Here is a 21493-nt window from a genome sequence, read left to right as displayed (position 1 = left end):
AGCAGTATGACGATCCCGAGCTGGTCGGCCGAATTGTCGGTCGGCATTCCCGAGATGGATCGCTCGCATGCCAGCATGCTGGCGAGCCTGCAGCAGTTGGCAGGCTTGCCTGACGCCGCTTTTCCCGAGGCATTCGCTCGCTTGGTGGCGGACGTCGAACAGGACTTCGCCGGCGAAGAAGCCATGATGGAGGAAATTGACTTTCCGGGGCTGCACAGCCACCTTGAGCAGCATGCGCGGGTGCTGTCGGGGCTGCACCATGCAATGCCGCGGGTTCAGGAGGGCGACACCGCGCTCGCCCGCCAGGTACTCGAATTGCTGCCGCAATGGTTCATTTTTCACATCTCGACGATGGACATGGCGCTGGCAATGGCGGCGCTTGACTGCGGTTGGACCGGGGGCGCGCCCCCGGCGGCGTCGCCGTCGCTGGAAGGGAGCGCATAGCAATCCCTGATATCTCGCTGATATTTTAGGTTCTGACAGCTTTCTGACAGGATTCAGGATTATTATTGTATCCGGATGTCTCCGTTGGATTGCCCCGCCGACCGCAAGGAAGGGCGGGGCTTTTTTTATCCCGGGTTTGGCACCGTCAATCTTGCGAACTTGTAAAAGAGTCCAGTGTCCTACCTGCTTCTGGCTGTTTGCAGCGGGAAAAAATGCGCGACTTGACGAATCAAGCCCGGGTGCCGGGTTCCCCTCCCCTTGGCGGGACTGCGTTCGCGCAACAGGAGGGCGGAACACGTCCGCCGCCGAGTCACGCGTTCAAGCTGCGCGACGATATCCTGCCACTGGCTGCCACGCTCGCCACGCTTGGATTGTGGGAGTTCGAGCCCGCAAGCGGTGCGCTGGCGGGGAATGGAACGCTTAACCGCCTGCATGGCCTGCCGGCGGACCACGATGCCCGGACAGAGGACTTGCTCGCCCGCATCCATCCGGAGGACCGCGGCCGGGTCGAGGCTGCCCTGGCCGCGCTGGAGCATGATCATGAGGTGGCGCGACTGGATATCGAGTACCGCGTCTTGCGTCAGGACGACGGTGCGCTGCGCTGGCTGCGAGCGAGCGGCGCGCCGCTTGCCGGTAGCGGTCCGGGCTTCAGGCACTTCGTCGGCATCACGCTCGATGTCACCGACGGCAAGCTTGCCGAACAGCAGTTGCGCGTCGTCTGGCAGCGCGATCCGCTTACCGGCCTGCCGGGGCGGGGACTGCTGTATGAATATTGCAGCCATCTGCTTGCCATGGCCCATCGCACCCACAGCAGTGGCGCCATGCTTTTCATCGACCTCGACCGCTTCAAGCCCATCAACGACACCCATGGGCATGGCGTGGGTGACCTGGTGTTGCAACAGGTGGCCAAGCGGCTATTGGCTTGTGTGCGGCAGGAGGACATTGTCGGCCGCCTGGGCGGTGACGAATTTGTGGTCGCGATCCCGCATCCCGACGACCGCTACGGCCCGGCGACGGTCGCCAAGCACATCATCCGTTCGCTCGGCGAGCCGTTTCATGTCGCCAACCTGCAACTGCATTTGTCGGCCTCGATCGGCATCAGCCTCTATCCCCGGCACGGGAGTGACCTCGATAGCCTGCTGAAGGCAGCCGACCATGCCATGTACATGGCCAAGCAGGGTGGCAGCAATCGCTATCGCTTTTTCAATCCGATCGATGAAGGTAGTGAAGACCGTGACATGCAAATCGAGAGCTTGTTGCGGCAAGCACTGGACAATGATGGGCTGCAATTGTTGTACCAGCCGGTAATCGACATGCAGACCGGCATGACGGTTTGCGTGGAGGCCTTGTTGCGCCTGCCGCTCGCCGTGGGAGAAGTACTGGCGCCGGATGCCTTCCTCCCGGTTGCCGAATCGAGCGGACTGATCAACCGGCTTGGAGACTGGGTGCTGTCCGAAGTCGGGCGCCAGCATGCGCACTGGTGCCTGGCAGGACTGCCTGGCATGCCCATATGCGTCAACATCGCGCCACAGCAGTTTCGCCAGCGCGGATTTGTCGGGCATCTGATGGACAGCCTGAACCGTTCCGGAATGGATCCCCGTTTTCTGCAGATCGAGTTGAAGGAGAGCACCGTGCTGGAGGGCGTGCCCGACTCCGTGGCAGCGCTGCGGCAGATCCGCCAGTTTGGCGTGCAGGTGGCACTGGACGATTTCGGCAGCGGCTTTTCGAGCATCGGCCTGCTCAGTTCCTTGCCGGTCGACACCCTCAAGATTGACCAGGTATTCGTCCAGTCCATTGCCCAGGATCCGCAGTCCAGGGCAATCGCCGACACCGTGCTGGCGCTCGGCCGCTCCCTAAGGCTGAAAGTCGTCGGCGAAGGCATTGAATCCGAGGCGGTGTTTTCCTACCTTCACGATCGCGGCTGCAACCAGGCGCAAGGCTACTATTTCAGCAAACCTTTGTCGGCTGGCGAGTTCGAACAGTGGCGCAGGCAGGAACAGAGTCACGCGGAATCTGTCCATTGACGCTGCGGGTTCAAATTCTCAGAGGGTAGCGATGGCGATCGTCCGGATAGCAACAACCGAAGTGCAGGTGGGTGAAACCGTGTACCTGTTCAACAGCGCGATGGATGCCGACCGCTTCCAGGCTTGTGCGGCGACGGTCGATGTTTCCCACTGCGAGCAGGCGCATCCGCCGTTTGCCAAGCGAGCGGCAATGGGGAGCACCGCAGTGAATTTCACCGACGAGGCAACCCCGGCCGAGGATGGCGGCGTCTATTTCAAGGCTATCGTCGAAGGAAAGCCGGTGCGCTGCCAGGTCAGCCTCGATGCCCTGGAGACCCATTTCCAGACTGGCGAGGGAATGCGTCCGTTAGATGCGTATCAGTTGGGCCGCCAGAGGATTCATGCCGTGGCGGAACAAATGCTGCGCAAACGACCTGGCGAGCAGGTGCTTATCCGCGCTTCGGATATCGGTGGCGTGTGAATGCCCGGGGCGGTACGTATCGCCCACCGATTCCTGCGCGGATTCGGTGGGTGCCTTGCTGCTCGTGGGGCACGACCGGTTTGAACCGCTGCGCACCAGATGCTCTGCCGACTGATAGGAAACGCATGAACGGTTCGGGGGCAGGCACCATGGCGCGACGCTCGACATGCAAAGCTGGGCGCTCCAATCGCTGTCACTCTACCGCGGGTCCTGAACCCTGACCGCCGGGTGCGCGGCTGGACTGGCGCAATGCCGTATCCGCAGGTTTTCCCCGGACCAGGGGAAAGCGGACCGAGACCACGGTCCCGCTTCCGCCTTCGCTGGTCTGTACTTCGATTGTCGCATCGTGGTCCGCCGCGATGTCACGAACGATCGCCAATCCGAGTCCTGTTCCTGCCACCTTGTCGTCCAGCCGGTAAAAGCGGTTGAACACCTTCTCGCGGTCTGCCGCAGCGATGCCGGGTCCGTTATCCTCGACCTCCAGCACGCCGCTTCCATCCTTTTCATGGCTGCGCACAGTGACCGTCGCCCGCGGAGGTGAATAGCGGATGGCATTGTCGATCAGGTTGTCGACCAGGTCGCGCAGCAGGAATCGGTCACCGGCCACCAGCGTCGGACGCAACTCGAACCCGAGGTCGATTTCCTTCTTGTCTGCTTCCTGCACGAAATGCTGCACGGACTCTTCGACCACCTTGTCGAGTTCTACCGTTTCCAGCCTTTGCTTCTCGAACTGGCTCGGCTCCGCCCGCGCCAGTGCCAGCAGCTGGTTGGTCTGGCGGATCATGCGATCAACCGAGGAAGTCATCATGCTGGCCGAATGCGCCGCTTCCTTGTCGCCGGCATAGCGCTGGCGAATCCAGGCCAGCTGCGTCTTCAGGCCGGACAAGGGCGTGCGCAACTGGTGGGCGACGTTTGCCAGGAAATCCTGCTGTGCCTGCTTGCCTTTCGAGGTCCGTTCCAGCAGGCCGTTCAGGGCTTGGGCAAGCGGTTGCAGCTCGACTGGCAGGTCGGTGGTCTCGACCTGCGACAAGTTGTCGTGATCGCGCGTATTCAGCTGCGCCCGCATCCGCTGCAGCGGGAACAGGCCGATCCCGACCCCGACCCATGCGATCACCACGAACAGCACCGCCAGCAGCAGCTGCTGGGTGATCAGCACGGACAGGATTTCGTTGCGCACCTTGTTGCGCGACTGCAGCGTCTCGGCCACGCCGATCAGCACCTGCTCCTTCTCGAGTTGGACCCGCATCAGCACCACCCGCACCGGCACGCCGCGCATGAAGTCGTCGTGGGCGGACGGTTCACGCAGGCGGACCGGCGCCTCCAGCACCGGGAAATCATGGTCGCCGGCGATGGCGCTGCCGTCCAGGTGGCGGATCGTGAAAAAGATCATGTCGAACTGATCCATCCGCAGGAACTGTTCGGTCTGCTTGGAAAGGTGCGCCTCGATTCCGCCGTTGCGGTCGGAGATGCTGGGCACCAGCGACCAGGCTGCGTCGGCCAGGCTCTGGTCAAACGCAGCCTGGGTCGGCCGCCAGGCGGTCCAGTAAGCCAGTCCCGACGCCACCAGGTTGATGGCGAGAAGAGGCAGGATCAGCCACTTCAGCAGGGACAGGCGGATGCTTTTCATGAGCCGCGCTTTTCCAGCATGTAACCAAAGCCGCGGATGGTGCGGATGGACAGGTCGGCCGCCGCCGTCTTGATGCGGATACGGGAGACATAGACCTCGACCGCGTTTTCACTGAGTTCTTCACCCCATTGCAGGATGGCATCCATGATCTGCTGCTTGGATACCACCCGTCCTGCCTGGCGCATCAGGTATTCGAGCACGGCCCATTCGCGGGCGGAAAGCTCGAGTGCATCGTTGCCGATCCGCGCGCGCTTGGCCAGCAGGTCCATCACCAGCCCGCCGGCTTCAAGCTCGCTGGTCCTGGCGGTCGTGCGCCGTACCAGGGCGCGCAGGCGCGCCACCAGTTCACTGGTGTCGAACGGCTTGACCAGATAGTCGTCGGCGCCCAGTTCCAGGCCGTGCACCCGATCCTGTACCGCATCGCGCGCGGTCAGCAACAGCACCGGAAGCGTGCTGCCGCGGGCTCGCAGGCGCCGCACCAGGGAAAATCCGTCAATGCCCGGCAGGCCAATGTCGAGCACCAGGATGCTGAACTGGCTGCGCTGCAGGATGCTGTCGGCGTCAGTACCGGTGTGAGCCATCTCGACCGCCATCCCATGGTCTTTCAAAATGCGGGAAATGCCGTCGGCAAGGACGATGTCATCTTCTACAAGGAGTACGCGCATGGGCAGGTAGGGTCAGGAAGTCGGGTGGATACGATAAAACTCAGACATTGCCATCAGTTAGGGCAGATGCATCGGCATTTTCGTCGATTTCGGGCTTGAGGCGCTTTTCGGCGAAGAACGGATAGGCAAGGGGCAGCAGCATCAGCGTAAATAGCGTGGCCGATACGATGCCGCCAACAATCACTACTGCGAAGGGCCGTTGGGTTTCCGAGCCGATGCCGTGCGACAGCGCCGCCGGCAGCAGGCCCAGTCCTGCCATCAGCGCCGTCATCAGGATCGGTCGAAGGCGCGACACCGCGCCTTCGACCGCGCTGCTGAACCGGGATGCTTCGGACCGATTGTTTTCAATGATCTGCTCCAGCATGATCACGCCGTTCTGCACCGAGATCCCGGCCACGGCAATGAAGCCGACCGCCGCCGACACGGAGAAGTGCAATCCGGCCAGCGCCAGTCCGACCACGCCGCCGATCAGCGAAAGTGGCACGATTGACAGTACCAGGGCTGCCATCCGGATCGAGCGGAAGGCCCAGAACAGCAGGGAAAAAATCAACAATAGCGTGATCGGCACGATAATGCCCAGCCGCTTGATTGCGCGTTGCTGGTTCTCGAACTGGCCGCCCCAGGTGATGCGGTAGCCGGGCGGCAGCTTGACCTGGCTGGCGACTTTCTTTTGCGCTTCGGCGACGAAACTGCCCTGGTCCCGGCCCAGCAGGTTGGCTTTCACCGAGGCATTGCGCCCGCCCGCTTCGCGGCTGATTCGCGCGGCGCCCTGGCGAACCTCGATCCGGCAGACGTCGCCCAGGCCGATGGTGCCGGCATTGTTGGGCAGGTTGACCTGGATGTTGGCGATGTCGTCGATCGAGTCGCGATGGCGCTCACTCAGCCTGACTGTAATGTCATAGCGCTGGTCGCCATCGTAGAAAGTGTTCACAGGCACGCCCGCCAGCGCGCCCTGCAGCGCCAGGTTCACGTCCGCGACATTGATGCCCAGGCGCGCAATCTTTTCCCGGTCCACGGTGACCGACAATTCCGTTTGTCCGCCGATCTTGATCGCGGCGACGTCGGTGGCGCCGCGGATGCCGTTCAGGATGGTGGCGATCTGCTCGGATTTCTGGGTAAGGATTTCAAGCTCAGGTCCGAACACCTTGACCGCAATTTCGCCCTTCACGCCGGACAGCGATTCCTCCACGTTGTCCTGGATTACCTGCGAGAAGTTGGTCGGCACGCCGGGAATGGCGCGGATCCTGGCCGACATGTCGGCGATCAGCTTGTCCTTGCCGGAAAAACGCCAGCTTTCGCGTGGCTTCAGTTCGGCCAGGAACTCGATATTGTTCGAGCCCTTGGGGTCGGTGCCGTCATCCGGCCGTCCCACCTGGGCAATCACGTTTTTCACTTCCGGATAGCCGAGGACGATGTTGCGAACCTGCCGCTCCACTTCCTTCGATGTCTGCAGCGAGCTCGACGTCGGCAGGCTGAGGGTGAGCCAGATATTCCCTTCATCCAGCTTGGGCAGGAATTCGCTGCCGAGCAGCGGCGCCAAGGCCAGCGTAACGACCAGCACGCTGGCCGAACTCAACAGCAGCAGGAAGCGGTGCAGGCCCGACCAGTGCAGGAAGGCCCGGTAACGCTGCTGCAGCCACTCCATCCAGCGAATGTGCTTTTCCTCCAGCGTGTGACGTTCCATCGTCATCGCCAGCAAGGTCGGGATCAGCGTCATCGTCAGGATCACCGCGCCCAGCATGGCAAATGAAATGGTCAGCGCGACCGGCGAAAATATTTTCCCCTCCACCCGCTGGAAAGTGAAGATGGGAATGAAGGCGACGATGATGATCGCCTTGGCGAACAGGATGGGGTGGCCCAACTCGATTACCGTGTCCTTCAGCACCTTGATCCGCCAGACGGCATTGCGCTCCGCATGGGTGGGGTCGAAGTTGCGCACCGCCAGCCTCACCATCAAAGCCTCGACCAGCACCACCGCGCCATCGATGATGATGCCGAAGTCGACCGTGCCGAGCGAAATCAGGTTGGCGGGAATGCCGCGCAGGTCCAGCATGATGAATGCGAACAGCAGCGACAGCGGAATGACGGTCGCCACGATCAGCGCCGCGCGCCAGTTGCGCAGGAAGATCACCAGCAGCGCGATCACCAGCGCGGCACCCACCAGCAGGTTTTCAACCACGGTCATCACCGTGTGGTCGATCAGCTGGGTACGGTCGTAGATGGTCCGGATCTTCACGCCTGGCGGTAGCTTGGCGTTGACTTGTTCCACCCGTTCCTTGAGGTCGCTCACAACCTTGGTCGCGTTGCCGCCCTTGGTCATCTGCACGATGCCCTGGACTACCGAGTCGTTCTGGTTGTAGGCCACGATGCCCGAGCGCGGCCGCTGGCCGATCCTGACTTCCGCCACGTCCGACACCAGCACGGTCTTGCCACCCCTGGCGTTGACCACGACCCGGCCGATGTCCTCGACCCCGCCCAGGATGCCGATTCCGCGGATTACCAGCGCCTCTTCGCCACGGCGTGCCAGTCCGCCGCCGACATTGGCGCTGTTGTTGTTCAGGGCCTGGCTGACCTGGTCGATCGTGACGTTATAGCGGCGCAGGGCGTTCGGATCGACCAGCACCTGGTATTCGCGGACCGTGCCGCCGAAACTGACCACTTCAGCCACGCCGGGGGTAATCCTCAGGGCCGGCCGGACTACCCAATCCTGCAGCGAGCGCAAATCGTTCTCGCTCATATTGGCCGGCGCTTCCAGGATATAGCGGTAAATTTCGCCGACTGCGGTGGACAGCGGCGCCAGGGTCGGCTGTATTCCGGGCGGAAGCGACACCGTCTGCAGCTTTTCAAGAACCTGCTGGCGCGCGAAATAGTCGTCGGTGCCATCGGCAAACGTCAGGGTCACGACCGACAGGCCGGTGATGGTGACCGAGCGCAGCTGGGTCTGGCGCGGCACGCCGCTCATCTCGCGCTCGATCGGCAGCGTGACGGTACGTTCCACCTCTTCCGGCGCCTGGCCGGGAAACTGGGTGACGATCTGGACCTGCACATCCTGCACATCGGGAAAGGCTTCGATCGACAGGTTGGAAAGCGCGCGGTATCCGAAGATGCCGAGCGCGGCAGTCAGCAGCAGGACGAACACCCGCTGCGTCAGGACAAAGTCAATCAGCTTACTGAGCATTGGAGGAAGCCTCGGCGTTCAGCAACAGGGCGCCGTGGGTCACCACTTTCTCGCCATCGGCAATGCCGGAATCGATGAAGCTGCTTTCGGGCCCTTTCAGCACGACGTTGACGCGCCGGCGCTCGAAGCGGCCGGGCTGGGTTTCCACGAATGCATAGCTGTACAGGCCTTCCGAAATCAGCGTGCTGTTGTGCACCCGGATGCCTTTCTTGTGCTCGTCTGCCAGGAAGTAGACCCGGGCGAACATTTCCGGGCGCAGCCGCATGTCGGTATTCCTGATCACGCACCGTACCTGCACCCGCCTGGTCACCGGGTCGAGCGCGACACCCACGCGTTCCACGGTAGCGGGGAAGGACTGGTTTGGATAAGCGTCGGTCAATACGCTCACCGATTGGCCAGGCTTGACGTCAGCCAGGTAGCGTTCCGGCACATCGGCCAGCAGCCACAGGCGGGAAATGTCGGTAACCACGAACAGCGGGTTCTGCAGGTCCGGCCGCACCTCCATGCCGGGATTTGCCTGACGGTCGGCAATGACGCCATTGATCGGCGACTTCAGTGCAAAGCGGCCATTTTCATTGCCGCTTGCGCCCAGCAACTTCATGCGCTGCGCGGTGCGCCGTGTTTCCGCCACGGCCTGCTGGTAGTCGGCCTGCGCCGCCTCGAAATCCTTGCGGGCGATCACCTCGCGTTCGTACAGGTTGCTTGCCCTTTCAAAGGCCAGCTTCTTGCGCTGCTCATCGACCCGGCTCTTCTGTGCGTCCGCCTCGGCAGCAGCCAGGTCCGCCGAATCGATTGCCAGCAGCGCATCGCCGGCATTCACGCGGTCGCCAATCTCGCGCAGCAATTTTGTGACGCGGCCCGTCACCGGCGAACTGACGCGGGCTGTGAAGTTCTCGTCATAGGCAATGCGGCCATTTACCGGATCTGCAATCGGCAAGGCCAGCTGATGGACGGCCTCCGTCTTCAGCGACGACATCTGTGGCGCATCCTTCGCGTACTGCACCACGCGTGGCCCGGCAGGCTTGCTTTCCGCAGCCTGCTCGGCTACTGGCGGCTTCTGGAAATAATTCACCCCCACCACCGTGACGGCGGCCGCAGTGATGATCGCTGCGCCGATGGCGAGCTTGGTCACGAGTTTCATTTGCTTGAATCTTCCAGTGTGGCAGCGCGCCAGGCAGACAATGCCTTTGCGTAGTCGGCGCGAGCGCTCAGTTCGTCGATGGTGATGGCGCGGAAGGTGCGGCGCGCGTCGAGCACGTCCGTCACGCTGATGGCGCCGTTACGGAAAGCGAATTCGGCGGCCTCGACGGCACGCCCGGCAGCCTGGCTCAGTTCGTCGCGAAAGCGGGCCACCCGTTCCTGTGCCGACTGCATGTCGTTGTATGCCCGCTGAAGTTCGAAGCTGGCCTGGCGCCGGACCTTGTGCAGGTTTTCTTGCGCGCTGTCGACGCCGGCCAGGGCATTGCGGATGTCGCCTTCGAAATAATTGCTCGTGAACAGCGGCACCTGCACCGACACGCCGAAGGAGTTGCTGCTGTAATAGCCATTCATCGGGCTGGCTGGCGAGCGGTCCGCTTGCACCCCGACCGAGACATCGCGGGTGCGCGAGGCCTGGGCCAGCCGCAGTCCAGCCTGCGCCGCCTGTACGCGGGCGCTGGCGGCCTGCACATCGGGACGCCGGGCCAGCAGCGCGTCGACATCCGTTGGCCGTGCGCCAGCCTGCGGCGCCGGCCAGGCATCGGCGGCGCTGATCTCGTCCGGCGCAGCGCTGATGCCCAGCATCAGCAACAGGGCCAGCCGACTGCGCGTCAGGTCGGCTTGTGCCTGCCGTGCATCATTGCGGGCCCGCAGTACGTCAACCCGCAGGCGCTCCACCTCGGAACCTGCCAGGTCGCCGGCCGCCTTGCGCTTTTGCGCGGCATCCAGGGTGGACTGGAACAGGCTCGCGGTTTCCCGCGTGATGGCCATTCGCTCCTGCGCAGCCAGCAGGTCGTAATATGCAGTTGCGACACTCAGCCGCAATTGGCGGCGCGCTTCCTGCAGATCGGAACGGGAAGCGGTGGCCATCTGGCTGGCGTTTTCGGTACGGTACTGGCGCTTGCCGCCGCGCTCGATCAACTGGTCCAGTCGGACCGTCGTGTCGATCTGCTTGTCACGCAGCGAGCCGGGGCCAATACCCTGGCGCGGATTGATGCTCTGCGCCTGCAGCGAGAGCGCGGGATTGGGCGAAACATCGGCCGTGAGGACCGCCGCTTCGGCAGCGCGCACCGCTATCGCCGACAGGGTGATATCGGGATTGCGTTCGATTGCGATATCGAGTGCGCGGGTCAGGCTCAGGCTGTCCAATCCAGCTACTTCAGGCGGGGCCGCCGTGACCAGCAGAGGCCATATAAGCAAGGCGAGGGCGCTGAGGCGTGACCAGGGGTTACCGGGGAGTGATCGAAACAATTGCTGGCTTTCCTGTCGCTTGCTGGAATTGACGAACTGGTATCGGTCGCCCATTTGGGCGGGCGCTACCGGGAGCAAGCAGATTACTGAAAGACGCTGACGATAAGCTGAGATAAAGCTGACATTGAACTGACAAATGTAACGTGGACGATGTTTCGATCCCGCGCTGCAATCAAGATCAGTCTGCCTGTATAGTTATCGCGGCCAGACCACAGAGGGGAGTAGCATTTGAGTTACCGACAGGACCCGCGCAATCCCGGTTGCGCTCATCTTGGCCAAGACCGTCGTTACGGCTGCGGCCCTGTTGCTGTCGGGCTGCGCGCTTGCGAAACAATGATGACAAGGGCCAGTTGATGGCGAGCGTGCCGCCAGTGGAGACGCTGCATCCGGTCCAGGATCCCGCCACCAGACCGGACGGATCCTGGCTGAGCAAGCTCGGACCAGGGCTGATCACCGGCGCAGCGGATGACGATCCGAGCGGGATTGCCACCTACTCCCAGGCGGGGGCGCAGTTCGGATTCAACATGCTGTGGACGGTGCTGCTGGCCTTGCCCCTGATGGTCGGGATCCAGATGGTGAGCGCGCGGATTGGCAGGGTCACGGGCCATGGCCTGGCGACCAACATCCGGCGCCATTTCCCGGGGTGGATGCTGTATTCGACGGTCGCACTCCTGTTGATTGCCAACACCATCAACATTGCCGCCGACATCGCCGCGATGGGTGAGGCGATGAGCCTGCTGACGGGCGGCCCGGCACATATGTACGCGCTGGCATTCGGCTTGGTATCACTCTCGCTGCAGGTGTTCATTCCCTACCGGCGTTATGTGCGCCTGCTGAAGTGGCTCACGCTGGCGCTGCTGAGTTATGTGGCGACCGCGTTCGTGGTCCACATACCGTGGCCGCAGGTGGTATCGCGCTCGCTGATGCCGGAATGGTCCTGGAGCGCGGCCTATATCACCACCGCGGTCGCCGTGTTCGGCACCACGATCAGTCCCTATCTGTTTTTCTGGCAGGCCTCGCAGGAAGTCGAAGACCAGCTGGCCGACCCCGCCATGCAGCCGCTGCTCAAGGCTCCCGGCCAGGCGCCGGCCCACCTGCGGCGCATCCGGATCGACACACTGGTCGGAATGGGATTTTCCAACCTGGTGGCGTTCTTCATCATCCTGACCACGGCCGTCACCCTGAATGTGCACGGGATCACGAACATCAGCACCTCGGCCGACGCCGCCATCGCACTGCGCCCGGTGGCCGGCGATTTTGCCTTTGCGCTGTTTTGCGCCGGCATCATCGGCACCGGCATGCTGGCCATTCCGGTGCTGGCCGGATCTTCAGCCTATGCGATGGCCGGTGCCTTCAAATGGAAGAACAGCCTGGAGCGGGCTCCGCTCAAGGCCAAGCAGTTCTATTCGATCATAGCGCTGTCCACCCTGGGCGGCATGCTGCTGGGATACGTCGGAATCGACCCGATCAAGGCGCTGTACTGGAGCGCAGTGATCAATGGCGTGATCTCGGTGCCGGTGATGGCGGTGATGATGCTGATGGCCGGACGGCGCGACATCATGGGCCGGTTTGTCGTCGGCCCGCGGCTCAAGGCGCTGGGATGGCTGGCGACGCTGTTCATGTTTGCTGGTGTGGCAGCGATGTTTTTTTTAATGTGGCAGGGCCGGGGCTGATGGTCGGCGGTCGGCGGTCAGCGGCTGGCGGCCTGCCACCTGCCACAGCCGGTTTCTAGCAGCCAAGCTGCCGTGCCAGGTCGACGAAATCCCTTGCGTGCCAGGTATTGGCCGGGTTGGGCGACACATCATTGGTGCGGGTCGGTCCGAACTCCAGCGCACGTTCGATGAAGGCGGTCTGCAGACCGCAATTCCGGGCCGCTGCCAGGTCGTCCTGGTGGGCCGCCACCAGCATGACTTCGTCGGGCGCCAGGTCGAACACGTCCGCCACGCCCAGGTAAGTGCCCGGATCCGGCTTGTATTTCCGGAACACCTCGGCGGACAGTATGCAGTCCCACGGCAAGCCGGCGTGTTTTGCCATCTCTGTCAGCAAACCGATATTGCCGTTGGAAAGCGTGCAGATGATGAAGCGTGACTTCAGGCGTTGCAGCCCTTCGACCGCATCCGGCCAGGGCTTCAGCCGGTGCCACGCCTTGTTCAGGTGACGCCGGCCTTGTTCGTCAAGCTCGACCCCGAAGCGCAGCAGTACCTCGTCCAGCATCATCCGGTGCAGCTCGTCAATGCGGGTCCAGGGCAGTTGGCCCGACATCACTTTCTGCATCGCCGGTCGATAGCCATCGCGCCAGGCGAGGGCGAAGGCATTGGCATCGACCGCCAGGCCCATTTCGCTGACCTCGCTAATGATGCTGCCGCGCCAATCGACCACGGTACCGAAGACGTCGAAGGCGAGTACTTTTGCTGGCTGCATGGCGGGTTCCTTGGTCTTGAGCTCGATCTTGATCTTGAACTGAGAATTGCACTGTTGCCGCATGCTAGCAGACCGCCATCCCCGGCCCGGGCAAGTCGTGGGCTCAGGAAAGATGATCTGGATCAAGCGGCAGGACTGGCCAGACGCCAACATGACCGATAGCCCGTCTCTCGGACATTGCCTGCCCATGTCATTCTCCGAACCCCTTACCGGTCAACTCCGGCGCCAGTTCCGGATCATCAGCGAGGTATCCGGATGGACCGCAACCTGAAATGGCACTGGATCTACTGGGCCAGCGCGATCTTTTTGGTCCTGCTGCTGCAGGATGTCTGGGAAGGCGTCGCTCACACCGAGGCGGTACCGTACAGCGAATTCGAGCAGGCGCTGGCGGAGGGGCGGATCAAGAATGTCATCGTGCAGGACCGCACCGTGACCGGGGAACTGAAGACGCCCCAGGGCCGCAAGACCGCCCTGATGGCGGTGCGGGTCGAACCCGAACTGGCGGAGCATCTCGGCAAGTACAAGGTGACCTACAGCCGGGTGGTGCAGAGCACGCTGCTGTCCGGGCTGCTGTCGTGGTTGCTGCCATCGCTGCTGGTACTGGGCATCTGGTACTTCGTCATCCGCAAGATGGCCGATACGCGCGGACCCGGCGGCTTCCTGACGATAGGGAAAAGCCGCGCCAAGGTGTACGTGGTGCACGACACCGGCGTCACCTTCGCTGATGTGGCCGGTGTCGACGAGGCCAAGGACGAGTTGAAGGAGGTAGTGGAGTTCCTGAAACATCCGGCCGACTTCGGCCGCCTGGGTGCGCATATCCCGCGCGGGGTGCTGCTGGTGGGGCCGCCGGGCACCGGCAAGACCTTGCTGGCGAAAGCGGTGGCGGGCGAGGCCGGCACTGCATTTTTCTCGATTTCCGGCAGTGAGTTCGTGGAACTGTTCGTCGGGGTTGGCGCGGCCCGCGTGCGCGACCTGTTCGAGCAAGCCAGGCAGAAGGCGCCGGCGATCATCTTCATCGACGAGCTGGATGCGCTTGGCCGCGCGCGCGGCGCCTACCCGGAACTGGGCGGACATGATGAAAAAGAGCAGACGCTGAACCAGTTGCTGGCCGAGATGGACGGCTTCGACACCTCGCCCGGCATCGTCATCCTGGCCGCCACCAACCGCCCCGAGATACTCGACCCGGCGCTGCTGCGCGCCGGCCGCTTTGACCGCCAGGTCATGGTGGACCGGCCGGACCGGAAGGGCAGGGTCGATATCCTGAAGGTGCACATACGCAAGGTGAAGACCGATCCGGCGCTATCGCTGGACGAGGTCGCCGGCTTCACTGCCGGATTCAGCGGCGCCGACCTTGCCAGCCTGGTCAACGAGGCAGCGATCGCGGCCACGCGCAGGAAAGCCGATGCTGTCGGCGCGGACGACTTCACCGTCGCCTTCGAGCGGATCGTGGCCGGGCTGGAAAAACGCAACAGGGTGCTGGATCCAGCCGAGCGAGAACGGGCCGCCTATCACGAGATGGGCCATGCGCTGGTGGCCTTGTCGCGGCCCGGCGATCCGGTGCACAAGGTGTCGATCATTCCGCGCGGAGGCGGCGCCCTCGGCTACACCATCCAGCGCCCGACCGAAGACCGCTACCTGATGCGGCGCGACGAACTGGAGCACAAGGTCGCCGTGTTGCTGGGCGGGCGCGCGGCCGAGAAGCTGGTATTTGGCGAAGTCTCCACCGGCGCTGCCGACGACCTGGCCAAGGCGACCCAGATCGCGCATGAAATGGTGACGCGCTTCGGCATGGACGAGGACCTTGGTTGCGCATCGTACGAGAGCAGCCGCAGCGCGGTGCGCGACGTCACGGCCGGGAGCATCGCGCTGCGCTACGACGTTTCCGAAGCGACGCGCCAGGCTATCGACAAGGCCGTGCGTGACATCCTGCAGGAAAGCCTGGAGCGGGGAATTGCGATCCTTGCCGCGAACCGGGCGATCCTGGACCGCAGCGCGCAAGCCTTGTTGCAGCAAGAGACGCTGGACGAAGCTGCCCTGAAGGAACTCACTGTCGGGCTGCGTCCGCTGGAAGCCTGAGCTCAGGGGGCGCTGGCGCTGTCCGGCGCGGGCCGGGCATCGGCAGGGCGCAATGGCGATGCATCGAGGGCTTGCAGCGCAAGGATCAATGCATTGCGCCGCTCGTTCCAGTCCTCGTCCGCGGCTGACTGCAATTGATGCCACAGCGGTTCCAGCGCTTGCACCGCGCTGCCCGCCTTGCGCTCGGCGGCGGACGGCGTGCCGGCCGCTGCTGCCGACGCTGCTGCTGCCGCCGCTGTTTCGTGGCTGGCGCGCTCAACTCTTTGCACCGGTTTCACGCTGTCTTCAGCGCGTCCATGCGGATGTGCCGGCTGGGGTTTTCGTCCGGGCCGGCCTTTTTCGCGGGCGCGATGAAGGCGCGCCAGCCGCCGCGATATTTCGTCCGAGTCCATCCACACGTCCGAGCCCTTCAGCACGCCGCTGATTTCGCTGTCCGACAGGAAAGGGGAGCAAGTTCGGGTCATGAAGCGCCGAAACCAAGCGCTGATGGCTGCTACCTCGGCCTGCTGCTCATGGCCGCGGCCGGCCATGCTGGCGGAATAGATATGGAACAGCAGCTGGCAGTTGTCGTGCACCACCAGTTCGTCGCCGGCGAGGAAGATGAAGGCGCCCATCGAGAAGCCGCGCGCCTCCAGCACCGTTACCACCCGGGCGCGGGATGCCATCATGTTGTTGATCAACTGCAGCCCGGTATCGAAATCCCCACCCGATGTGTTCAGGTGCAATGCAATGACGTCCGATTCGTCGGCGCTGCGCAGCGTATGGAACAGTTCCGTGTAGTAATTCGGTTCGACAATCTCGCCCGAAATATAGTAGGACAGCTGCCGCACCTTGGCGCAGCTTTCATAACGGGCAAGCCCGCGGAACACCCCGGACTCGCCTTCTGGCGATTCAGGTTCCTGGCTTTCCTGGTTGTTCCTGTTCGATGGGGTCGGCATGGGCTTGGCGGCAAATCTGCATTCGCTGCAGCAGGACTCGCCCGGCGGGTGGCTGGATGATTGACTGTAGGGCAGGATATTCCCCTGCGCTTGATGCAGTTAAAGAAGCTTGCTGATCGGACCTGCTGCCGATTCTGTTCGTCGGGGCACATTTGTTTCAGGTCAAGCGAACGGCGGCCATTGGCGGGAAGATCGGGTTCTGCCAGCTTCCTGCGATCGCCATGAATGCCGCGCGTCCCGACCTGATCCGCAAATCTTCCCAGCCCGGTGGCGTGACGCCAAACTGGACTGCCTACGAGGCCTTGCGCAAAAGCTTTTCCTGGGAGCAGGCGCGGCGCGAACTGGGCCAGCCCGCTGGCGGCGGCATGAATATCGCTTGGGCCGCGGTCGAGCGGCATGCGCAGGGGACCAGGGCGGATCGCACCGCCTTTCGATTCGTCGACGATGCCGGCACCACGACGATCTCCTATGCGCAGCTGTCGCGCGAAAGCAACCGCTTCGCGAACGTACTGAACACGTTGGGCGTGGCGCGCGGCGACGCCGTATTCCTGTTGGCCGGCAGAAGCCAGGCCATGTACGTCGCCACCCTCGGCACGTTCAAGAACGGCTGCGTGGCGTGTCCGCTGTTTCCTGCCTTTGGCCCGGAGCCGCTGGCCACCCGCATGAAGATCGGCGATGCGCGGGTGCTGGTGACCACCCAGGCACTGTACCGGCGCAAGGTCGCGCCCATGCGGGACTCGCTGCCGGGACTGCGCCAGGTGCTGCTGACCGGCTGCGACCGCTCCCTGCCCATGCTGCCCGGCACGCTCGACCTCGACGCACTGATGGCGCAAGCCGCGACCGGGTTCGATATCGTCGCAACGGCAGAGGAGGATCCGGCGCTGCTGCACTTCACCAGCGGCACCACAGGTACCCCCAAGGGCGCAATCCATGTGCATGGCGCGGTCGTCACCCATTACGCCACCGGAAAATATGCACTCGACCTGCATGACGAGGACGTGTTCTGGTGCACCGCCGACCCGGGCTGGGTCACCGGCATGTCGTACGGCATCATCGCGCCGCTGCTGCACGGCGTGACCTCGGTGGTCGATGCCGGGGAGTTCGATGCCCAGCGCTGGTACGAGATTCTGGAAACGCAGGAGGTCAGCGTCTGGTACACGGCGCCGACAGCATTGCGCATGCTGATGCGGGCCGGCCCCGCGCTCGCGCGCGAGCATGCCTATCCGCGCCTGCGCTTCATCGCCAGCGTCGGCGAACCGTTGAATCCGGAAGCGGTGTGGTGGGGGCAGGACGTGCTGGGACTGCCGGTGCATGACAACTGGTGGCAGACCGAGACTGGCGGCATCATGATCGCCAACACGCCGGCCTTCGATATCAAGCCCGGCTCGATGGGACGCCCGCTGCCCGGGGTCGATGCCTGCATCGTGCGGCGCGACGAGAGCGGCGCGGTGCAGGTGGTGGAGCAAGTGGGCGAGCAGGGCGAGCTGGCGCTGCGGCGCGGCTGGCCATCCATGCTGCGCGGCTATCTGCACAATGAAGAACGCTATCAAAAATGTTTTGCCGGCGAGCTGTATCTCACCGGCGACCTGGCGCGGCGCGATGAAGACGGTTATTTCTGGTTCGTCGGGCGCAGCGACGACGTCATCAAATGCTCGGGTCACCTGGTCGGGCCGTTCGAGATTGAAAATGCCTTGATGGAACATCCCGCAGTGGCGGAAGCGGGGGCGATCGGCAAGCCCGATCCGACCACCGGGGAAAGCATCAAGGCTTTCGTCTCGCTGAAGCCAGGATTCGAGCCGGCCGAGTCCTTGCGCCTGGAACTGCTCGGCCACGCCCGCAGCAGGCTGGGCGCGGCCATCGCACCCAAGGAGATTGCCTTCCTGTCCGTGCTGCCGCGCACCCGCAGCGGCAAGATCATGCGGCGGCTCCTGAAGGCACGCGAACTTGGCTTGCCGGAGGGCGACATCTCGACACTGGAGGCCGGAGCCTGAATGGAAACCCCCGCCACCGCCAACACCGCCACAATTGCGCCGCTTCCTGCAGGAACCGATCCCGCTGTCGCGACCGCATTGCTGGAAGACATGCTGCGCATACGCCGCATGGAAGAAGCCTGCGCCCAGCTCTATGGCGCCGGCAAGATTCGTGGCTTCCTGCATTTGTACATTGGCGAGGAAGCCGTCGCCGCCGGCGCGATGCGCGCCTTGCAGTCACTGGACAATATTGTCGCCACCTATCGCGAGCATGGCCATGCGCTGCTGCGCGGCGTGCCCATGCGCAGCATCATGGCCGAAATGTTCGGCAAGCTGGGCGGTTGCTGCCATGGCCGTGGCGGGTCGATGCATCTGTTCGATCGGGAGCAAAATTTTTATGGCGGCAATGCCATCGTTGGAGGCGGCCTGCCGCTCGCATGCGGGCTGGCGCTGGCCGACCGCATGCAGGTACGGGAGCGGGTCAATGCCTGCATCTTCGGTGAAGGCGCGTGCGCGGAAGGCGTGTTCCACGAGTCAATGAACCTGGCCGCCTTGTGGCAGCTTCCGGTACTGTTCCTGTGCGAGAACAATTTCTACGCAATGGGAACCGCGCTGGCGCGATCGCAGGCCTGCACCGACCTGTGCCAGCGGGCGCAGTCTTATGGCATGGCGGCGTCGCGGGTCGACGGCATGGATGTGCTGGCGGTGCACCGGGCAGTGGCCGACGCCGCCCGCGTGGTGCGTGAGGGCGGCGGACCGGTGTTCCTCGAATGCCAGACCTTTCGCTTCCGCGCGCATTCCATGTTCGATCCGGAACTGTATCGCGACAAGGCCGAGGTGGAGGTCTGGAAGCAGCGCGGGCCGATCCACACATTTACCGCCCGCCTCAAGCAATCCGGATTACTGACCGAGGACGCGTTCCTGGCGCTGGATGCGCGGGTGGGCCAGGAAATTGCCGACGCCATTGCCTTCGCCGAGGCATCGCCGGCCGAGGATCCGGCCGACCTGTTGCGCGATGTGACGACGCCCGCCGCCATGAAAAACACCCGATCATGAAAACCAGCTACCGCGAAGCCGTGCGTGAAGCATTGCGGGAAGCCATGCGCGCTGACAGCCGCGTATTCCTGATGGGGGAGGACGTGGGCCGGTATGGCGGCTCGTATGCCGTGTCCAAGGGTTTCCTGGAAGAGTTCGGGCCCGACCGGGTGCGCGATGCGCCGCTGTCGGAACTGGGCTTCGTCGGCGCCGGCATCGGCGCCGCGCTGGGCGGAATGCGGCCGGTGGTGGAGATCATGACGGTGAACTTCAGCTTGCTGGCGCTGGACCAGATCGTCAATACAGCGGCGACCCTGCGCCACATGTCCGGCGGCCAGTTCAGCGTTCCGATCGTGATCCGGATGGCGACTGGTGCCGGCCGCCAACTGGCTGCGCAGCACTCGCATAGCCTGGAGGGATGGTATGCGCACATACCCGGCATCCGCGTGCTGGCGCCGGGCACTGTCGCAGACGCGCGTGCGATGCTGAAGCCGGCGCTGGACGATCCCGATCCGGTCGTGATTTTCGAACATGCGCAGTTGTACAACATCGAAGAGGACTTGCCGGAGGAGCTGGACAGTCAATGCGATATCGATCATGCCGTGGTGCGCCGTGCCGGCAGTAGCCTGACGCTGGTTGCCTGGAGCGGCGGCCTGCCCAAGGCGATGGAGGCAGCAGCCGCGCTGGCCGGCGAGGGCATCGATGCGGAGGTGATCGACCTGCGGGTGCTGCGCCCGCTCGACAGCGACACCATCATCGCTTCGGTGCGCAAGACGCATCGGCTGCTGGTGGTGGATGAAGAATGGCGCAGTGGCAGCCTGTCGGCTGAAATCGTGGCGCGCGTGGCGGAGCAGGCTTTTTACGAACTGGACGCGCCGGCGCTGCGCGTGTGCGGCGCCGAGGTGCCGATTCCCTATGCCAGGCAAATGGAGCAGGCGGCGCTGCCGCAGGTAGCGGACATCGTTGCGGCGGCCAGGCAACTGACGGGGCGGCAATGAAAGCTTTCTTGCTGCCTTCGCTCGGATCGGACATGGATCAGGGCAAGTTGCTGAAGTGGCTGGTGAAGCCTGGCGACACTGTCCGCCGCGGCCAGATAGTGGCGGTGGTCGACACTTCCAAGGCCGCAGTCGACGTCGAGACCTGGGATGACGGGCAGGTCGCAGCGCTGTTGGTCGAGCCCGGCCAGACCATTCCGGTCGGGATGCCGATGGCGCTGCTTGCTGCAGGCGACGAGACGGTAGATGCAGCCGCCATTGCTGCCGCGAAGGCGGCGATGGCGCCCGCGCTGCCGACGGCCGCGGTGTCCACTGCGGTCCAGGCCGCACCCTTGCCATCAGCGGGGGCCGGGGCCGCTGCCCCGGCATCGGCGGGGCGCAGGCGGATATCTCCCGCTGCGCGCAAGCATGCGCAAGACCTCGGCATCGATATCGACACACTTTCCGGTACCGGGCCGGACGGTGCGCTGACCCTGCAGGATGTGGAACGCGCCGCGCGGGGAGCTGCACCGGCACCGACGCCCGAAGCCGTTGCTGGTGCCACCCGGGCGGCAGCGATGCAGCAGGCGATCGGCGCGGCAATGAGCCGATCCAAGCGCGAGATTCCGCACTACTACCTGAGCGAACAGGTGCCGCTGTTGCGAGCGTCGCGGTGGCTGGAGCAGGCGAACGCGCAGCGCGCGCTGCCGCAGCGCTTGCTGATGGCGGTGCTGCAGATAAAGGCGGTGGCGCTCGCTGCCGCTGCGTTTCCCGAGCTCAACGGTTTTCATGTTGGAGGCGGTCACCGTCCATCGCAGGCGGTGCATGTCGGCGTGGCGATATCGCTTCGCAGCGGCGGCCTGATCGCACCGGCGCTGCATGACGCAGCCAACCGCACGCTGGACGAGTTGATGGCCGCGCTGTCAGACCTGGTGAAGCGGGCGCGCGCCGGATCGCTGCGCAGTTCGGAGATGTCGGATCCGACCATCACGCTGACCAATCTTGGCGAGCGCGGCGTGGATAGCGTGCACGGCGTGATCTATCCGCCACAGGTGGCGCTGGTTGGCTTCGGCCGCATTGCCGACCGGGTGTGGGCAGACGATGGCGCGATACGGATCATGCCGGTCGTCACCGCTACGCTGGCGGCAGATCACCGGGTATCGGATGGCCATCGCGGCGCCGCATTCCTGTCGCGCATCGCCGGCTTGCTGCAGAGTCCGGAGCAACTGTGAG

The 21493-nt window shown here is 63.9% G+C and carries 16 protein-coding genes; 9 read left to right on the top strand and 7 right to left on the bottom strand.

Going from position 1 to position 21493, the window contains the following annotated elements:
- The first annotated feature begins 6 nt into the window (after window positions 1-6).
- The 3 genes from FVE66_RS07870 to FVE66_RS07860 all read left to right on the top strand — a co-directional run bounded on the left by FVE66_RS07870 (window position 7) and on the right by FVE66_RS07860 (window position 2928).
- Window positions 7-444: a bacteriohemerythrin gene (locus FVE66_RS07870; protein ID WP_151446844.1), complete on the top strand. Its 438-nt coding sequence runs from the start codon at window positions 7-9 to the stop codon at window positions 442-444.
- A 221-nt stretch (window positions 445-665) separates the two neighbouring features.
- Window positions 666-2468: a putative bifunctional diguanylate cyclase/phosphodiesterase gene (locus tag FVE66_RS07865; protein WP_161993223.1), complete on the top strand. Its 1803-nt coding sequence runs from the start codon at window positions 666-668 to the stop codon at window positions 2466-2468.
- A 31-nt stretch (window positions 2469-2499) separates the two neighbouring features.
- Window positions 2500-2928, top strand: coding sequence for a DUF1488 family protein (locus FVE66_RS07860; RefSeq protein ID WP_151446842.1), 429 nt, complete (start codon window positions 2500-2502; stop codon window positions 2926-2928).
- Window positions 2929-3121: 193 nt separating this feature from the next.
- On the opposite strand, the gene FVE66_RS07855 is transcribed toward FVE66_RS07860, so the two are convergent.
- The 5 genes from FVE66_RS07855 to FVE66_RS07835 are packed head-to-tail and all read right to left on the bottom strand — an operon-like array spanning window position 3122 to window position 10744.
- A complete protein-coding gene (locus tag FVE66_RS07855; RefSeq protein ID WP_151446841.1) occupies window positions 3122-4555 on the bottom strand; it encodes a sensor histidine kinase in 1434 nt (477 codons plus the stop codon).
- Entirely contained in the window at window positions 4552-5220 is a 669-nt protein-coding gene (locus FVE66_RS07850) for a response regulator transcription factor (protein WP_151446840.1), read from the bottom strand. The genes FVE66_RS07855 and FVE66_RS07850 overlap by 4 nt, the downstream gene beginning before the upstream one ends.
- Before the next feature lie 40 nt (window positions 5221-5260).
- On the bottom strand, window positions 5261-8398 hold the full coding sequence (locus FVE66_RS07845) for an efflux RND transporter permease subunit (protein ID WP_151446839.1): 3138 nt from the start codon (window positions 8396-8398) through the stop codon (window positions 5261-5263).
- On the bottom strand, window positions 8388-9539 hold the full coding sequence (locus FVE66_RS07840; protein ID WP_151446838.1) for an efflux RND transporter periplasmic adaptor subunit: 1152 nt from the start codon (window positions 9537-9539) through the stop codon (window positions 8388-8390). The genes FVE66_RS07845 and FVE66_RS07840 overlap by 11 nt, the downstream gene beginning before the upstream one ends.
- Window positions 9536-10744, bottom strand: a complete 1209-nt coding sequence (locus tag FVE66_RS07835) for a TolC family protein (protein WP_161993222.1) — start codon at window positions 10742-10744, stop codon at window positions 9536-9538. Before FVE66_RS07835 ends, FVE66_RS07840 begins: the two co-directional genes overlap by 4 nt.
- A 455-nt stretch (window positions 10745-11199) precedes the next feature.
- On the opposite strand from FVE66_RS07835, the gene FVE66_RS07830 reads away from it, so the two are divergent.
- Window positions 11200-12519, top strand: coding sequence for an NRAMP family divalent metal transporter (locus FVE66_RS07830; RefSeq protein ID WP_151447249.1), 1320 nt, complete (start codon window positions 11200-11202; stop codon window positions 12517-12519).
- 55 nt (window positions 12520-12574) lie between these two features.
- On the opposite strand, the gene FVE66_RS07825 is transcribed toward FVE66_RS07830, so the two are convergent.
- On the bottom strand, window positions 12575-13267 hold the full coding sequence (locus FVE66_RS07825) for a haloacid dehalogenase type II (RefSeq protein WP_151446836.1): 693 nt from the start codon (window positions 13265-13267) through the stop codon (window positions 12575-12577).
- Window positions 13268-13522: 255 nt separating this feature from the next.
- On the opposite strand from FVE66_RS07825, the gene ftsH reads away from it, so the two are divergent.
- Window positions 13523-15343: an ATP-dependent zinc metalloprotease FtsH gene (gene ftsH / locus FVE66_RS07820; protein WP_151446835.1), complete on the top strand. Its 1821-nt coding sequence runs from the start codon at window positions 13523-13525 to the stop codon at window positions 15341-15343.
- Window positions 15344-15345: 2 nt separating this feature from the next.
- Here ftsH and FVE66_RS07815 read toward each other — a convergent pair whose 3' ends face one another.
- Entirely contained in the window at window positions 15346-16281 is a 936-nt protein-coding gene (locus tag FVE66_RS07815) for a Clp protease ClpP (RefSeq protein ID WP_151446834.1), read from the bottom strand.
- Window positions 16282-16502: 221 nt separating this feature from the next.
- Here FVE66_RS07815 and acsA point away from each other — a divergent pair, with 221 nt between their 5' ends.
- From acsA to FVE66_RS07795, 4 genes are read left to right on the top strand one after another with little or no spacing between them, the layout of a single operon-like run.
- Window positions 16503-18272 carry an acetate--CoA ligase gene (gene acsA, locus FVE66_RS07810; RefSeq protein WP_151446833.1) on the top strand — a complete coding sequence of 590 codons (1770 nt, stop codon included), beginning with the start codon at window positions 16503-16505 and terminating at the stop codon, window positions 18270-18272.
- Window positions 18273-19307 carry a pyruvate dehydrogenase (acetyl-transferring) E1 component subunit alpha gene (gene pdhA / locus FVE66_RS07805; RefSeq protein ID WP_151446832.1) on the top strand — a complete coding sequence of 345 codons (1035 nt, stop codon included), beginning with the start codon at window positions 18273-18275 and terminating at the stop codon, window positions 19305-19307.
- Window positions 19304-20284 carry an alpha-ketoacid dehydrogenase subunit beta gene (locus FVE66_RS07800; RefSeq protein WP_151446831.1) on the top strand — a complete coding sequence of 327 codons (981 nt, stop codon included), beginning with the start codon at window positions 19304-19306 and terminating at the stop codon, window positions 20282-20284. The genes pdhA and FVE66_RS07800 overlap by 4 nt, the downstream gene beginning before the upstream one ends.
- Entirely contained in the window at window positions 20281-21492 is a 1212-nt protein-coding gene (locus FVE66_RS07795) for a dihydrolipoamide acetyltransferase family protein (protein WP_151446830.1), read from the top strand. The genes FVE66_RS07800 and FVE66_RS07795 overlap by 4 nt, the downstream gene beginning before the upstream one ends.
- The last annotated feature ends 1 nt before the right edge of the window (window position 21493 follow it).

Source organism: Lacisediminimonas profundi (assembly GCF_008831265.1).
Classification (GTDB): Bacteria; Pseudomonadota; Gammaproteobacteria; order Burkholderiales; family Burkholderiaceae_D; genus Lacisediminimonas; species Lacisediminimonas profundi.
This window is presented reverse-complemented; position numbering and strand designations above follow the sequence as displayed.

Coding starts and splice junctions, on each gene's coding strand:
- FVE66_RS07870 (WP_151446844.1), top strand. CDS start 7: ATGACGATCCCGAGCTGGTCGGCCGAATTGTCGGTCGGCATTCCCGAG.
- FVE66_RS07860 (WP_151446842.1), top strand. CDS start 2,500: ATGGCGATCGTCCGGATAGCAACAACCGAAGTGCAGGTGGGTGAAACC.
- FVE66_RS07855 (WP_151446841.1), bottom strand. CDS start 4,555: ATGAAAAGCATCCGCCTGTCCCTGCTGAAGTGGCTGATCCTGCCTCTT.
- FVE66_RS07850 (WP_151446840.1), bottom strand. CDS start 5,220: ATGCGCGTACTCCTTGTAGAAGATGACATCGTCCTTGCCGACGGCATT.
- FVE66_RS07845 (WP_151446839.1), bottom strand. CDS start 8,398: ATGCTCAGTAAGCTGATTGACTTTGTCCTGACGCAGCGGGTGTTCGTC.
- FVE66_RS07840 (WP_151446838.1), bottom strand. CDS start 9,539: ATGAAACTCGTGACCAAGCTCGCCATCGGCGCAGCGATCATCACTGCG.
- FVE66_RS07830 (WP_151447249.1), top strand. CDS start 11,200: ATGGCGAGCGTGCCGCCAGTGGAGACGCTGCATCCGGTCCAGGATCCC.
- FVE66_RS07825 (WP_151446836.1), bottom strand. CDS start 13,267: ATGCAGCCAGCAAAAGTACTCGCCTTCGACGTCTTCGGTACCGTGGTC.
- ftsH (WP_151446835.1), top strand. CDS start 13,523: ATGGACCGCAACCTGAAATGGCACTGGATCTACTGGGCCAGCGCGATC.
- FVE66_RS07815 (WP_151446834.1), bottom strand. CDS start 16,281: ATGCCGACCCCATCGAACAGGAACAACCAGGAAAGCCAGGAACCTGAA.
- acsA (WP_151446833.1), top strand. CDS start 16,503: ATGAATGCCGCGCGTCCCGACCTGATCCGCAAATCTTCCCAGCCCGGT.
- pdhA (WP_151446832.1), top strand. CDS start 18,273: ATGGAAACCCCCGCCACCGCCAACACCGCCACAATTGCGCCGCTTCCT.
- FVE66_RS07800 (WP_151446831.1), top strand. CDS start 19,304: ATGAAAACCAGCTACCGCGAAGCCGTGCGTGAAGCATTGCGGGAAGCC.
- FVE66_RS07795 (WP_151446830.1), top strand. CDS start 20,281: ATGAAAGCTTTCTTGCTGCCTTCGCTCGGATCGGACATGGATCAGGGC.